The sequence below is a fragment of the Actinomadura sp. WAC 06369 genome, assembly GCF_003947565.1.
GTDB classification, from domain to species: Bacteria; Actinomycetota; Actinomycetes; order Streptosporangiales; family Streptosporangiaceae; genus Spirillospora; species Spirillospora rifamycini.
In genome coordinates this window covers 1-14,310 of record NZ_QHJN01000185.1, presented here as the reverse complement: position 1 = coordinate 14,310, position 14,310 = coordinate 1, and the positions used below count along the sequence as shown (strand labels likewise).

General features: G+C 76.8%; 9 protein-coding genes. 5 read left to right on the top strand and 4 right to left on the bottom strand.

Annotated features, from left to right (window positions below):
* The first annotated feature begins 251 nt into the window (after positions 1-251).
* The 4 genes from DMH08_RS33540 to DMH08_RS33525 are packed head-to-tail and all read left to right on the top strand — an operon-like array spanning position 252 to position 5,692.
* Entirely contained in the window at positions 252-1,313 is a 1,062-nt protein-coding gene (locus DMH08_RS33540) for a LacI family DNA-binding transcriptional regulator (RefSeq protein ID WP_125620056.1), read from the top strand.
* On the top strand, positions 1,310-2,821 hold the full coding sequence (locus DMH08_RS33535; RefSeq protein ID WP_026404629.1) for a sugar ABC transporter ATP-binding protein: 1,512 nt from the start codon (positions 1,310-1,312) through the stop codon (positions 2,819-2,821). Before DMH08_RS33540 ends, DMH08_RS33535 begins: the two co-directional genes overlap by 4 nt.
* An 18-nt stretch (positions 2,822-2,839) precedes the next feature.
* Positions 2,840-4,783, top strand: coding sequence for an ABC transporter permease/substrate-binding protein (locus DMH08_RS33530; protein WP_026404628.1), 1,944 nt, complete (start codon positions 2,840-2,842; stop codon positions 4,781-4,783).
* 18 nt (positions 4,784-4,801) lie between these two features.
* Complete coding sequence (locus DMH08_RS33525) at positions 4,802-5,692, top strand: ribokinase (protein WP_026404627.1); 891 nt, start codon at positions 4,802-4,804, stop codon at positions 5,690-5,692.
* Here the strand turns inward: DMH08_RS33525 and DMH08_RS33520 are convergent.
* Positions 5,665-6,093 (bottom strand): PH domain-containing protein, encoded by a 429-nt coding sequence (locus tag DMH08_RS33520; RefSeq protein WP_026404626.1) that lies wholly within the window; start codon positions 6,091-6,093, stop codon positions 5,665-5,667. The genes DMH08_RS33525 and DMH08_RS33520 overlap by 28 nt on opposite strands.
* Positions 6,094-6,193: 100 nt before the next feature.
* Here DMH08_RS33520 and DMH08_RS33515 point away from each other — a divergent pair, with 100 nt between their 5' ends.
* The gene (locus DMH08_RS33515) at positions 6,194-7,123 is read left to right on the top strand and encodes a Ppx/GppA phosphatase family protein (protein WP_026404625.1); all 930 of its coding nucleotides are present in this window, start codon (positions 6,194-6,196) and stop codon (positions 7,121-7,123) included.
* 6 nt (positions 7,124-7,129) lie between these two features.
* Here DMH08_RS33515 and DMH08_RS33510 read toward each other — a convergent pair whose 3' ends face one another.
* The 3 genes from DMH08_RS33510 to DMH08_RS33500 form a co-directional block, all read right to left on the bottom strand.
* Complete coding sequence (locus tag DMH08_RS33510) at positions 7,130-9,190, bottom strand: protein kinase domain-containing protein (RefSeq protein WP_125620054.1); 2,061 nt, start codon at positions 9,188-9,190, stop codon at positions 7,130-7,132.
* Positions 9,191-9,353: 163 nt separating this feature from the next.
* The gene (locus DMH08_RS33505; protein WP_125620053.1) at positions 9,354-12,626 is read right to left on the bottom strand and encodes an error-prone DNA polymerase; all 3,273 of its coding nucleotides are present in this window, start codon (positions 12,624-12,626) and stop codon (positions 9,354-9,356) included.
* A 39-nt stretch (positions 12,627-12,665) separates the two neighbouring features.
* A partial coding sequence (locus tag DMH08_RS33500) for a DNA polymerase Y family protein (protein WP_233617958.1) occupies positions 12,666-14,310 on the bottom strand: 1,645 nt, incomplete at its 5' end.

Here is a 14,310-nt window from a genome sequence, read left to right as displayed (position 1 = left end):
CACCGGGTGTGGGCGGAGTTCATGGGCGTCCGGGGGGACGGCGCCCTGCTGGTGACCAAGGGCGGGGCGCTCGTGGGGCGGGGCTATTACCGGACGGTCGAGGAACTCGCGGCCGTCGTCGATCTCGCGGAGCTGCACCTCCGGTGACCCGCCGGAGGGCCGTGCGGTTTGCGGGAAACGCGGCCGGTCGTGTAAACGTTTACAAGAACCATCGTGAAAACGATTACACGTCGAACGCGCGAGGAGGCGGGATGGCCGGCGTCAAGGACGTCGCACGCCGTGCGGGCGTGTCGGTCGCGACGGTCTCCCGGGTGCTCAACGACAGCGCCCGGGTGACGGCGGAGACGCGCGCGCGGGTGCTGGCGGCCGTCGAGGAGCTGGGCTACCGGCCCAACGCCGTCGCCCGCTCGCTGCGCACCGACACGACCCGGACGATCGGCCTGGTCATCGGCGACATCCTCAACCCGTTCTTCACCGAACTGGCCCGCGCGGTCGAGGACGAGGCGCGCGCCGCCGGGTACTCGGTGGTCATCGGCAACGCCGACGAGCGGGCCGAACGCCAGGACCACTACGTCCGCACCCTCCTCGAGCAGCGGGTGGACGGCCTGCTGCTGTGCCCGACGGCCGAGGTCACCCCGCTGGTGCGCGACGTCGTCCGCGACGGCGGGCCGCTGGTGTTCCTCGACCGGACGCTCCCGGGCCTGGACGTCCCCACCGTGCGGGCGGACGGGACGGCCGCCATCGGCGAGCTGGTCGCGCACCTGGCGGCGCTCGGCCACCACCGGATCGCGTTCGTGTCCGGGCCGGCGCTGCTGTCGACCGGCCGGGAGCGCACGGAGGCGTTCACCGCCGCGCTGCGCGCGTGCGGGCTCCCCGTCCGCCCCGACTACGTGCAGGCCGGCGACTTCCAGGCGGCCAGCGGGCGGGCCGGCGCCGCGCGGCTGCTCGACCTGCCCGAACCCCCCGAGGCGATCTTCGCGGGGGACAACCTCATGGCCCTCGGCGCGCTGGACGAGATCCGCGCGCGGGGCCTCGCGATCCCGGGGGACGTCGCGCTGGCGTCCTACGACGACGTCCCCTGGTTCACCCATCTCGACCCGCCGCTCACCGCGATCGGCCAGCCGGTGCAGGACCTCGGCCGCCGCGCGGTCCGGGCGCTGCTGGACCGCATCGACGGCCGCCCGGTGGAGCCGGTGGTGCTGGACGCGCGGCTGGTGGTGCGCCGCTCCTGCGGAGAGCCCGCCGGGCCCGGCGCACCGGCCGCAGAGCACGAACAGGGATCCGACGAGACCGAAGGGAGGCGCCCGCGATGAGCAGTGCAGACGACGGTGAGATCCTGCGCGTCCGGGGCCTGCGCAAGACGTTCCCCGGCGTGGTGGCGCTGGACGGCGTGGACTTCGCGCTGCGCCCCGGCGAGGTCCACGTGCTGCTCGGCGAGAACGGCGCCGGGAAGAGCACGCTGATCAAGACGCTGTCCGGCGCGCACCGGCCCGACGAGGGCGCGATCGAGGTGGACGGCCGGCCGGTGCGGATCCGCTCCGCGCAGGACGCCGAGGACCTCGGCATCGCGACCATCTACCAGGAGTTCAACCTCGTCCCCGAGCTGTCGGTCGCCGAGAACCTCTTCCTCGGCCGGCCGCCGCGCCGCTTCGGGCTCGTCGACCGGCGCGCGATGAACGCCGCCGCCCGCGACCTGCTGGCGCGCGTGGGCGTCGCCGCGGAGCCGACCGACCGGATGGCGGGGCTCGGTATCGCCCGCAGCCAGATGGTGGAGATCGCGAAGGCGCTGGGCCAGGACGCCCGAGTGCTGATCATGGACGAGCCGACGGCCGTCCTCACCACCGGCGAGGTCGACCGGCTGTTCGAGATCGTCGCCCGGCTCCGCGACGAGGGCGTGGCGGTCATCTTCATCACGCACCACCTGGAGGAGATCCCCCGGATCGGCGACCGCGTGACCGTCCTGCGGGACGGCCGCTCGGTCGCCGAGGTGCCCGCCGACACCCCCGAGGACGAGCTCGTCCGGCTGATGGTCGGCCGCCCGATCGACGCGCAGTACCCGCGCGAGCGCACCGAGCCGGGCCCGGCCCTGCTCGAGGTCCGCGGCCTGACCCGCGCGGGCGTCTTCCGGGACGTCTCGTTCGAGGTCCGCGCGGGCGAGGTCGTCGGGCTCGCCGGGCTGGTCGGCGCGGGCCGCACCGAGGTCGCCCGCGCGGTCTTCGGCGCGGACCGCCCGGACGCCGGCGAGGTCCGGGTGGACGGCCGCGCGCTGCCGCCCGGCGACGTGCAGGCCGCGATGAGGGCGGGGCTCGGGCTCGTCCCCGAGGACCGCAAGGGGCAGGGGCTCGTCCTCGGCGCCGACGTGCAGGAGAACCTCGGCCTGGTCACGCTGGGCCGCGCCAGCCGCGGCGGCGTCGTCGACCGCGCCGGGCAGCGGCGCGGCGCGGGCGAGATCGCGGGGCGGCTCAACGTGCGGATGAGCGGGCTCGCCCAGGAGGTCCGCACCCTGTCGGGCGGCAACCAGCAGAAGGTCGTGATCGGCAAGTGGCTGCTGGCTGACGCGAAGGTCCTGATCCTGGACGAGCCGACGCGCGGCATCGACGTCGGCGCGAAGGTCGAGATCTACCGGCTGGTCAACGACCTCACCGCCTCCGGGCACGCGGTGCTGATGATCTCCAGCGACCTCCCCGAGGTGCTGGGGATGAGCGACCGGATCCTCGTGATGGCGCGGGGCGGGATCGCCGGCGAGCTGCCGGCGGGCGAGGCGACGCAGGACGCGGTCATGGCACTGGCCGTATCGGGCCAGGGCGACGTGGCGGAATGAACTTGTCTGGGAGTAGCGATGTCCACTGAAACCTTGCGCAAGCGGCCGGAGGGAGAGCGGGACGGCGGCGCGCTGCGCACCGCCGCGCGGCTGCTGGGCGAGAACGGCGCGCTGGCCGGCCTGGTGATCCTGGTGCTGGCCCTCGCCGTCGCCTCCGACGACTTCCTCACGGTGACGAACCTGCTGAACGTGGGCGTCCAGGCCGCGGTCGTCGCGATCCTGGCGTTCGGCGCCACGTTCGTGATCGTCACCGCCGGGATCGACCTGTCGGTCGGCTCGGTCGCCGCGCTGTCGGCGGTGGTCCTGGCCTGGACGGCCACCGGGCAGGGCATGCCGTGGCCGGTCGCGCTCGTGCTCGCGGTCGCGGCGGGGCTCGCGGCCGGGCTCGTCAACGGGGTGCTGATCACCTACGGCAAGCTGCCGCCGTTCATCGCGACGCTCGCGATGCTCGGCATCGCCCGGGGCCTCGCCCTGGTCATCTCCGACGGCAGCCCGATCGCGTTCCCCGGCGCGGTCACCCGCCTCGGCGACACGATCGGCGAGTACCTGCCCGTACCCGTCCTCGTCATGATCGTGATGGGGCTGCTGACCGCGCTGATCCTCGCCCGCACCTACAGCGGCCGCGCGATGTACGCGATCGGCGGCAACGAGGAGGCCGCGCGGCTGTCCGGCATCCGCGTCGACCGGCAGAAGCTCGTCACCTACGCCCTGTCGGGCGCGTTCGCGGCCGTCGCGGGCATCGTCCTCGCGTCGCGGCTGGCGTCCGCGCAGCCGCAGGCCGCCGAAGGCTACGAGCTGGACGCGATCGCGGCGGTCGTCATCGGCGGCGCGAGCCTGTCGGGCGGCAAGGGCCGCGCGTTCGGCACCCTGGTCGGCGCGCTCATCCTGGCGGTGCTGCGCAACGGCCTGAACCTCCTGTCGGTGTCGGCGTTCTGGCAGCAGGTCGTCATCGGCGTCGTCATCGCGCTCGCCGTGCTGCTGGACACCGTCCGGCGCCGGGGCGTGAAGTTCGGCCCCCGGACGTTCTGGGCGGGCGGCGGCGCGGCCGTCGCGGTGATCGTCGCGCTCTCCGCCGGCCTCGCCCTGACCGGCGGCAACGGCGGCGGAGCCGCCGGGGGCGGCACCAAGATCGGGCTTTCGGTCTCCACCCTCAACAACCCGTTCTTCGTGCAGTTCCGCGACGGCGCGCAGGCCGAGGCGAAGCGGCTCGGTGTCGACCTGACCGTCTCGGACGCGCAGAACGACGCGTCGCAGCAGGTCAACCAGGTGCAGAACTACGCGAGCCAGGGCATGGAGGCGATCATCGTCAACCCGGTCGACTCCGACGCCGCCGCGCCCGCGGCACAGGCCGCGAACCGGGCCGGCATCCCGGTGATCGCCGCGGACCGGACGGTCAACGGCGCCGACGTCGCGCAGCTCGTCGCGTCCGACAACGTCGCGGGCGGCAGGCTCGCGGCCGAGGAGACGGCGCGGCAGCTCGGCGGCGAGGGCCGCATCGTGATCCTGCAGGGGCAGCCGGGCACGTCGGCGTCCCGCGAGCGCGGGCAGGGCTTCGCCGAGGGCATCGCGGAGCACCCCGGCATCGAGGTCGTCGCCAAGCAGCCCGCGGACTTCGACCGCACCAAGGGCCTGAACGTCATGACGAACCTGCTCCAGTCCCACCCGGACATCACGGGCGTGTTCGCCGAGAACGACGAGATGGCGCTCGGCGCGATCAAGGCGCTCGGCGACCGGGCGGGCGGCGACGTCAAGGTCGTCGCGTTCGACGGCACCCCGGAGGGCATCGAGGCGGTGCGGAACGGCAGCATGAACGCGACCGTCGCGCAGCAGCCGCGGCTGCTCGGGAAGATGGCCGTGGAGAGCGCGCTGAAGGCGGCGGGCGGCGAGGACGTCCCGGCCGACGCGCCGGTGCCCGTCAAGATCGCCACCCGTGAGAACGCGCAGCAGTTCGTCACCGACTGAGCCCGGAGGAGCACCGTGATGTGGGAAGTCGTCGTCGTCGGCTCGGTCAACGCCGACCTCGTGGTCACCGTGGACCGGCGGCCCGCGCCGGGGGAGACCGTGCTGGGCTCCGACCTGGCCGTCCATCCGGGCGGCAAGGGCGCCAACCAGGCGGTCGCCGCCGCGCGGCTCGGCGCCCGCACCGGGATCGTCGGCCGGGTCGGCGACGACGGCCACGGCCGCCTGCTGCGGGACGCGCTCGCCGCCGACGGCGTCGACCTCGCCCACCTCACCACGACGCCCGGCCCGAACGGCGTCGCGCTGATCACCATCGGCCCGGACGGCGACAACAGCATCATCGTGTCGCCCGGGGCCAACGCCCGGGTCTCCCCGGCCGACGTCGCCGCCGCCCGCGACATGATCGCGGGCGCGGCCGTCGTGTCGTTCCAGCTCGAGGTGCCGCTCCCGGCGGTGCAGGCCGCCGCCCGCACCGCCGCGGAGGCGGGCGGCCGGGTCGTGCTGAACCTGTCGCCGCCCGCGCCCGTCCCGACCGACCTGCTCGCCCTGTGCGACCCGCTCGTCGTCAACGAGCACGAGGCGGCGTACCTGCTCGGCGGCGGGGAGCCCGGGGAGCCCGCCGCGATGGCGCGGGCCCTGCTGGAGCGCGGGCCCCGCTCGGTCGTCGTCACCCTCGGCGCCGACGGCGTGCTGGTCGCCGACGCGTCCGGCACGGCGGCCGTCCCGTCCCCGCGGGTCGAGGCCGTGGACACCACCGGCGCGGGCGACGCGTTCACCGCCGCGCTGTGCCTCCGGCTGGCGCGCGGCGACGGCCTGCGGGAGGCCGCCGCGTACGCCGCGCGGGCGGGCGCCGCAGCGGTCCGGCGGCCGGGCGCGCAGCCGTCCTACCCGACCCCGGACGAGCTGCCCTGACGCAGCGCGCCGAGGGCGGCGGCGACGTCGTCGACCTCGGCGCCCAGGTCGAACCGGCTGAACAGGTGCAGGTCGTCGGCCGTCTCGATCTCCAGCAGCCGGGTGCCGAGCAGCAGCCGCCGCCGCTCGTCCACCCGGACGGCCGCGACCTCGCCCCACGGGATCCGCCGCCGCCCCGCGTAGCCCGCCACCACGGTGACGCCCGCGGTGTCGGCCGCGACCCGCACGGGGGCGAGGACGTCGCGCAGCGCGAGGGCGGCCAGCCCGACCGCCGCCGCGGCGGCGAGCAGCAGGAACTGGCGGTCGTCGGCCGACACGGCGGCCAGGGCGGCGACGGCGACGGCCGCGGCCCACTTCGCCGCCGCCTGCGCCACGGGCACCCGCCATTCCCGTTCCGCCATGGTCGCCAGCCTATCGGCTAGGGACTTCCATCCCTTTTCGTACGCGCTTTGTCCGCCCTCCGCCGGTTCGTGCCGGACGGTGTCCGATATTTTCGGGGGCATGAGACTCGGCGTGCTGGACGTGGGCTCGAACACCGTCCACCTGCTGGTGGTGGACGCCCACCGGGGGGCGCGCCCGCTTCCCGCATACTCCCACAAGGCGGAACTGCGGCTCGCCGCACATCTGGAGGAGGGCGACCGGCTCTCCAAAGAGGGCGAGAAGCTGCTGCGCGAGTTCGTCGACGAGGCGCTGCAGATCGCCGAGGACAAGGGCGTCGAGGACCTCGTCGCGTTCGCCACCTCGGCCGTCCGCGACGCCGCGAACGGCGAGGAGGTGCTGGCCCGCATCCGGGAGGAGAAGGCGGTCGGCATCGAGTCGCTGTCCGGCGAGGACGAGGCGCGGCTGACGTTCCTCGCCGTCCGCCGGTGGTTCGGCTGGTCCTCGGGGCGGCTGCTGGTCGTCGACATCGGCGGCGGCTCCCTGGAGATCGCCGTCGGGATCGACGAGGAGCCCGACGCCGCGTTCTCGCTGCCGCTCGGCGCGGGCCGCCTCACCCGCGACTGGTTCACCGGCGACCCGCCGCCCCCCGACGAGGTGCGCAAGCTGCGCCGGCACGTCCGCGCGGAGATCGCCCGGCACGTCGGCGACGTCGCCCGCTACGGGCCGCCCGACCACGCCGTCGCGACGTCCAAGACGTTCAAGCAGCTCGCCCGCATCGGCGGCGCCGCGCCGACGTCCGAGGGACCGTTCCAGCGGCGGGTGCTCGGCGGCGCCGACGTCACCGAGTGGGCCGAGCGGCTCGCGAAGATGCCCGCGGCCGAGCGCGCCGAACTGCCCGGCGTGTCCGAGCGGCGCGCCCCGCAGCTCGCCGCGGGCGCCGTCGTCGCCGACGCCGCCATGGACCTGTTCGGCCTCACCGAGCTCGAGGTGTGCCCGTGGGCGCTCCGCGAGGGCGTCATCCTGGAGCGCCTCGACGCCCTCACCGCCTGACGGGCGTCACGACCAGTCGGGCATGGTGATCGTCCCGGAGTCGCCCTCGGGGGCCAGCGAGCGGTCGTCGTCGCCGTTCGTCCGCGCCGCCCGGACGTCCTCCCCGTCGTGGACGTAGCAGATCCACCTGCCGTCGGGCGACCACGTGGGGTGGACGGCGCTCCCCGGCACGTCCAGCTCGCGGCGGTTCGGCGACCCCTTCGCGCTGATGAGCCAGATGTCGCGGTTCTCCGGGCCGCCGTCCCGCATCCCGGGCTCCAGGGCGGTGTAGGCGATCGTCGAGCCGTCCGGCGACCAGGACGGCGCGCGGGCGTCCACCCCGTCGGGCGTCACCGCGCGCCACTCCTCCGGCGCGGCCGGGTCGACGATGTGGAGGCGCGGGGGGCCGTCGTCCTCGCGGTAGGAGAACGCCAGCAGCCCCGTGGACGACCACGCCGGGTCGTGGAACCGCGCGTCGCCCTTCCGCACCGTCGCGACCTGCTCGATCTTCCCGGTCGCCGCGGCGGCGGTGAAGACGCCCTCGCGGCCGTCCCGCTCGCCGACGTAGGTCAGCCCGGCGCCGTCCGGGGTCCACGACGTGGCGGGACCCGCCATGTCGACGACCTTCCGGAGGCCGGTGCCGTCGCGGTTCATCGTCCACGCCGAGTGCCCCGCGGAGTCCGACCGGGTGAAGGCGATGCGGGCGCGGTCGGGCGACCACTGCGGGTTCTGGACGCACCACACCTCGGACACGAGCCGCTTCGGGCCGTCCGCCCCGGGGACGTGCAGGCCGATCGCGTCGGCGCAGCCCTCGTCCAGCCCGACCGCGACGAGCAGCGGGTCGTCCGGCGGCAGCGACGACCGCCACTCCAGCACCCCGACCGCCGACACCGCCGCGACGAGCGCGACCGCCGCCGCCACCGCGAGCTTCCGCCCGCGCCGCCGCGGCGGCTCGGGCGGTGCGGGCGGCGCCGCGGGCGGCGGGACGAACGCGGGCGGGACGAGCGGCGGCAGCTCGGGCAGCCGGTGCCCCCCGGTCGTCCCGGTCGTCCCGGTCGTTCCGGTCGCCGCGGCCCCGGCGGACGGCAGGGTCGGCGGGGTGGTCGGCGGCACGGTGTTGGGCAGCCCGGTGTTCGGTAGCGCGGTGTTCGGTAGCGCGGTGTTCGGCGGCTCCGGCGCCGCCTCCGCGTCCGCGGGCACGTCCGGACGGGCGTCCCGGAGCGCCGGGCGCGCGTCGAGCGCGGTGGCGGCGTCCGCGTCGGTGTCGCCCCCGGCGAGCGCCAGCAGCAGGTCGCGGGCGGCGGGCCGGTGCGCGGGCTCCTTGCTCAGCGCGGCGCGGACGAGCCCGCCGAGCGGGTCCGGCAGGTTCCCGAGCGTCGGCTCGGCGTGCAGCACGCGCGCGGACAGCAGCTCGAACGATCCGCGCCCGAACGGGTTGCCGCCGGTGGCCGCGTACGCGACGAGGCAGCCCCACGCGAACACGTCCGCCGCGGGGGTGACCTCCCGTCCGGTGATCTGCTCGGGGGCGATCCACCCGGGCGTCCCGATGAGCTGCCCCGTGCCGGTGTGGTGGTCGGTCTCGTCGAGGGCGCGGGCGATGCCGAAGTCGATGACGCGCGGCCCGGTGATCGACAGCAGGACGTTGCCGGGCTTGAGGTCGCGGTGGACGAGCCCGGCGCGGTGGATCGCGACGAGCGCGGCGGCGACGCCGATCGCGACGCCGTGCAGCATCGCGGGGCTCAGCGGCCCGTCCGAGGCGATCCGCTCGCGCAGCGTCGGGCCCTCGATGTACTCGGTGACCAGGTAGGCGACGCCGTCCCCGGCGCCGTGGTCGAGGACCTGCGCGGTGCAGAACGAGGCGACGCGGGCGGCGTTGGCGGCCTCGCCGCGGAACCGCGCGAGGAAGCGCGGGTCGTCGGCGAGGTCCGGGCGGACGACCTTGACCGCGACGGGCCGCCCGTCCGGTGCGCGCCCGAGGTAGACCGCCCCCATCCCGCCCCGCCCGATCCGCGACTCGATCCGGTACGGGCCGACCCGTTCGGGATCGGCGGGATCGGGCGCCGGAGGCCGAGGACCCTGACTCGCCATCCGCATCCGACCTTTCTCCGCCTGCACGCAACGTGATGACTTTGGCACAGAGCGGCCGGTTCCGCGCTCCACCCTGGCATGACCGATATTCAAGCGGAAGTCGTGAGGCCGGACCCGGCCGACGCCGTATCGCGCCCTTCGGCACGGCCTTTCCGCGGGCGGGTCAGCGGAAGTCGCGGGTGCGGACGCGGCCCGCGACGGGCAGCCGCCGCAGCCGGTGCGCGCGGACGTTCGTCACGCCGTCGGCGCGCTCCAGCCGGCCGCTCACCAGCAGCGCCTGCGCGTCGACCGCGAGGCCGCGGTGCCGCTCGAACACCGGCGGCGGGCAGATCACGTTCGCGATGCCGGTCTCGTCCTCCAGGCTGAGGAACACGATGCCGCCGGCGGTCGGCGGCCGCTGCCGGTGCGTGACGAGCCCCGCGACCAGCACGTTCGTCTCGGCGCGGACGTCGGCGAGCCGTCCGGCCGGCAGCGCGCCCAGCTCGTCCAGGGCCTCCCGGACGTGCGCGACCGGGTGCGTGCCGGACACGCCGGTGGCCCACAGGTCCGCGAGGGTCTCCTCGACAGGGGTCATCGCGGGCAGCGCGGGCGCGTCGGTGCCGGGCGCGACCCCCGCGAGCTGCCCGGGGCCCGCGCCGGCCAGGGCGCCCGCCGCCCACAGCGCCTCCCGCCGCGACAGCCCGAAGCAGCCGAACGCCCCGGCCGTCGCGAGCGCCTCGAGCGCCCCCGGCGACAGCGGGACGCGCCGCGCCAGGTCCTCCATGCCCGCGTAGGGGCGGCCCGCCGCGATCGCCTCCGCCGCCTCCGTGCCGAGGTTGCGGACGCCGTCCAGGCCGAGCCGGATCGCGGGCTGCGGCTCGTCCGGCGCGTGCGGGTGCGCCGACCGGACCTCCACGGGCTCCTCCAGCGTCGGGTGGACGCCGCTGATGTTGACGTCCACGCCCCGCACCTCGACGCCGTGCCGCCGGACGTCCGCCAGGAGGCTGTTCGAGGAGTAGAACCCCATCGGCTGGTTGCGCAGCAGCGCCGCCGTGAACGCCGCCGGGTAGCGGCGCTTGAGGTAGGCGCTCGCGTACACCAGGTGCGCGAAGCTCTGCGCGTGCGACTCGGGGAACCCGTAGCCGGTGAAACCGAGGATCTTCTCGTAGACGTCCTCGGCGACGTCCGGCGGGACGCCGCGCGCGGCCATGCCGTCCAGGAGGCGCCGCCGCAGCCGCTCGACCCGCTCCGGCGCGCGCTTCGCGCCCATCGCCTGCCGCAGCTCGTCGGACTCCTGCGGGGTGAACCCCGCGCAGTCCACCGCGAGCTGCATCATCTGCTCCTGGAACAGCGGGACGCCCAGTGTGCGCGCGAGGGCCTTCTCCATCAGCGGGTGCGGGCACGTCGCCGGCTCCTCGCCCTTGCGGCGGCGCAGGTACGGGTGGACGGACCCGCCCTGGATCGGCCCCGGGCGGATCAGCGCCACCTCGACGACCAGGTCGTAGAACCGGCGGGGGCGCAGGCGGGGCAGCGTCGCCATCTGCGCCCGCGACTCCACCTGGAACACCCCGACCGAGTCGGCGTCGCACAGCATGTCGTACACGGCCGGGTCCTCGGCGGGAAGGGACTGCAGGTCGTACCGGCGGCCGTGGTGCGCGGCGACGAGGTCGAACGCGTCGTGCAGCGCCGACAGCATGCCGAGCCCCAGCAGGTCGAACTTCACGAGGCCCGCGGCGGCGCAGTCGTCCTTGTCCCACTGCAGGACGCTGCGGCCCGGCATCGTCGCCCACTCGATCGGGCACACCTCCCCGACCGGACGGTCCGCGATCACCATGCCGCCCGAGTGGACGCCCAGGTGCCGGGGGAGCGACAGCATCCGCCCCGCGAGCTCCCGGACGGGCGCCGGGATGCGGTTCTCCGTCCCGACCGGGTCGCGCGGATCGACGCTCTTCGACCACGCGTCCTGCTGCCCGGGGGAGAACCCCAGCGCGCGCGCCGCGTCCCGCACCGCCATGCGCGGCCGGTAGCTGATGACGTTCGCGACCTGCGCCGTGCACTCCCGCCCGTACTTCCCGTAGACGTACTGGATGACCTCCTCGCGGCGCCGGTGCTCGATGTCGAGGTCGATGTCCGGCGGCCCGTCCCGCCCCGGCGACAGGAACCGCTCGAACAGCAGCTCGTGCCGGACCGCGTCCACCCCGGTGATCCCGAGCGCGTAGCAGACCGCCGAGTTCGCCGCCGAGCCCCGCCCCTGGCACAGGATGCCGCGGCTCCGGCAGAACTCCACGATGTCGTGGACGATCAGGAAGTACCCGGGGAACCCGAGCCCCTCGATGACGTCCAGCTCCCGCGCGATCTGCGCGTGCGCGCCCGGCACCCGCTCCGCCTCCGGCGGCCCGTACCGCTCCCGCGCCCCGTCCGTCGCGAGCCGCCGCAGCCAGCTCGCCTCCGTGTGCCCCTCCGGCACCGGCCACGCGGGCAGGCTGGGCGCCACCACCGCGAAGTCGAACGCGCACGCCCGCGCCAGCTCGACCGTCCGCTCCCGGACGCCCGGGAACCGCGCCAGCCGCGCCGCCATCTCCGCCCCGCTCCGCACGTGCGCCGCGCCGGACGCCGCGAGCCACCCCTCCATGGCGTCCAGGCTCCGCCGGGACCGGACGGCCGCGAGCGCCTGCGCGAGCCGCGCGTCCGCGCCCGGCGCCGCGTGGTGCACGTTGCCGGACGCCACCACGCCCACCCCGACGCGCGCCGCGAGCTCCGCGAGGACGTCGTTGCGCTCGTCGTCGTCCGGCATCCCGTGGTCGATCAGCTCGGCGAACACGTTCTCCCGCCCGAACACCGCGGCGAGCCGCCGCAGCTCCGCCTCGGCCGCCGCCGGGCCGCCCGCCGCGAGCGCCGCCGGGACCGGGCCCTTGCGGCACCCGGTCAGCACCGCCCACGCGCCCCCGTGGGCCCCGGCGAGCGCGTCCTCGTCGTACACCGGGCGCCCCTTGCGGCCGCCCGCGAGCTGCGCGCGGGTGATCGTCGAGCACAGCCGCGCGTACCCGTCGGGGTTCCGCGCGAGCACCAGCAGGTGCCGCCCCGCCGGATCCGGGGCCCCCGCGCGCGGGCCCGGCGACCCGAGGGTCAGCTCGGCGCCGAACACCGTCGCCACCCCCGCCTCCCGCGCGGCCCGCGCGAACGCCACCGCCCCGTACATCCCGTCGTGGTCGGTGACCGCCATGGCCTCGACCCCCAGCCGCGCCGCCTCCGCGACCAGCGCCGCCGGGTCGTTCGCGCCGTCCAGGAAGGAGAACGACGAGTGGCAGTGCAGCTCCGCCCACGGCACCCCGCCCTCGGCCCGGCGCGGGACGGCCGGTGCCGGCGCGGGCTCGGCGGGCCGCGGCGCCGCCGGCCGCCACGACAGCCGCTCCTCCAGCTCCCGCCACGGCACCGGCGGGTTGTACCAGCCGGTCATCCGCGCCCTCCGGTCATCCGCGGCCTGGTCATCCGCGGCCTAGTCATATGCGGCCTCGACGTGCCAGCGGCCGCCCTCGACGGCGACGAGGTACGCGGCGCCGTCCTCGGTCACGACCTGCAGGCGCGCCCGGCGCCGCGCCCGCTCGGGGTCCCACCACCGCTCGTCCGCGGGCCACGGCCCCGCCCACGCGACGACCGCCGCCGGGGCGCCCCCGACGACGAGCGCGGCGGGCGGCGCCGACACCGTGCGGCGCGCCGACACCGCCACGTCCGCCCCGGCCGCGTCCACCAGCCGGACGGGCACCGGCGCGGCCGGGACGACCGCCGGCGCGGGCGCCCCGAGCCGCCCGGGCCACGGGCCGTCCCGGTCGTCCGGCGGCAGGTCCCCGACCGGCACCTTCACGACCTGCTCGCCGGGCCCGCGCCCGCCGGTCAGCACCGGGCGGGTGACGGCCCGGTGCCCGAGCAGCGCCTGCACCCGGTCCGCGGCCCGCGCCACCGGGTCGGTCACCCGGCCCCACAGCGCCTCCTGCCGCCCGGTGTCGGGGACGAGCTGGTCGGGCGCGAGGTCGAGCCGCACCACCCCGCCCCACACCGCGCCGTCCTCCTCGGGCCGCCACGCCGCGAGCTGCCACCGCACCCGGTCGGCGACCGCGAGCGCCGACAGCAGCCCGTCGTGCCGCCACAGCCGCCGCGACTCCCGCCCGTCCGCGAACTCCACCGCGACCTCCAGCCGGACGCACGCCGCGCCCGCCGCCGCGAGCCCCGCGTGCAGCTCGTCCGCCAGCCGCTTCGCGGTGAACACCACCTGGTCGGCCCGTTCCGCGGGCGGGTCGAACACCGTGTGCGCCGCCAGGTCGGCGGCGCCGGCCACGGCGGCGAGCGGCCGCGGCTCCTCGCCCCGCGCGAGCCGGTGCGCCAGCGCCCCGTCCGCCCCGAACCGCGCCGCGACCCGCCCCGCGGGCAGCGCCGCGAACGCCCCGAGCGTCCGGATACCGAGCCGCCACAGCAGCTCCGCCAGCTCGGGACGGCCCAGCACCACCGGCGAGTACGGCGCCAGGAACTCCGCCGCGCCGCCCTCCGGCACCACCACCCCGCCGTCCCCGGCCCGCGCCGCCAGCTCGGCGGCGAACAGCCCGTCGGCGATCCCGACCCCGCAGTCGTACCCGGCCTCGACCACGGCGTCCTGCAGCAGCACCCGCAGCGCCTCCTCGCCGCCGTGGAACCGCGCCGCGCCCCGGACCGGCACCGCCAGCATCCCCGGCCGCACCACCTCGACCTTGGGCGTCAGCTCCGCGACGGCCGCGACGACCGCCTCGAACGCCCGCCCCTCGGCGTCGGCGTCCCGGTCCCGCACGGCCAGCCCCGGGCACCGCCGCTGCGCGTCCCGCAGCGCCTGCCCCCGCCGCACCCCGTCGGCCCGCGCCGCCGCCGAGCACGCCGCGACCCGCCCGCCCGCCCCCCCCCCCGCGCCCGGCCCGCCCGCCCCGCCCGAGCCCCCCGCGCCCGGCGCGGCCGCGTCGAGCCCGCCCCCCCGCCGCGGCCCGCCCGCGCCCCCCGCCCCCGGCCCCCGGGCTGCCCGGTGCCGGCGGCCGGGACCGCCGCGGCCGGGCCGGGCGCGGTGGCCTCCGGCGGGCGGGTCGCGGCGTGCTCGGCGGCGGCGCGGGCCGACGGGGGGCGGC

What these genes read in the sequence shown, in the direction of transcription:
- DMH08_RS33540 (WP_125620056.1), top strand. Translation starts at nt 252, where the DNA reads ATGGCCGGCGTCAAGGACGTCGCACGCCGTGCGGGCGTGTCGGTCGCG.
- DMH08_RS33535 (WP_026404629.1), top strand. Translation starts at nt 1,310, where the DNA reads ATGAGCAGTGCAGACGACGGTGAGATCCTGCGCGTCCGGGGCCTGCGC.
- DMH08_RS33530 (WP_026404628.1), top strand. Translation starts at nt 2,840, where the DNA reads ATGTCCACTGAAACCTTGCGCAAGCGGCCGGAGGGAGAGCGGGACGGC.
- DMH08_RS33525 (WP_026404627.1), top strand. Translation starts at nt 4,802, where the DNA reads ATGTGGGAAGTCGTCGTCGTCGGCTCGGTCAACGCCGACCTCGTGGTC.
- DMH08_RS33520 (WP_026404626.1), bottom strand. Translation starts at nt 6,093, where the DNA reads ATGGCGGAACGGGAATGGCGGGTGCCCGTGGCGCAGGCGGCGGCGAAG.
- DMH08_RS33515 (WP_026404625.1), top strand. Translation starts at nt 6,194, where the DNA reads ATGAGACTCGGCGTGCTGGACGTGGGCTCGAACACCGTCCACCTGCTG.
- DMH08_RS33510 (WP_125620054.1), bottom strand. Translation starts at nt 9,190, where the DNA reads ATGGCGAGTCAGGGTCCTCGGCCTCCGGCGCCCGATCCCGCCGATCCC.
- DMH08_RS33505 (WP_125620053.1), bottom strand. Translation starts at nt 12,626, where the DNA reads ATGACCGGCTGGTACAACCCGCCGGTGCCGTGGCGGGAGCTGGAGGAG.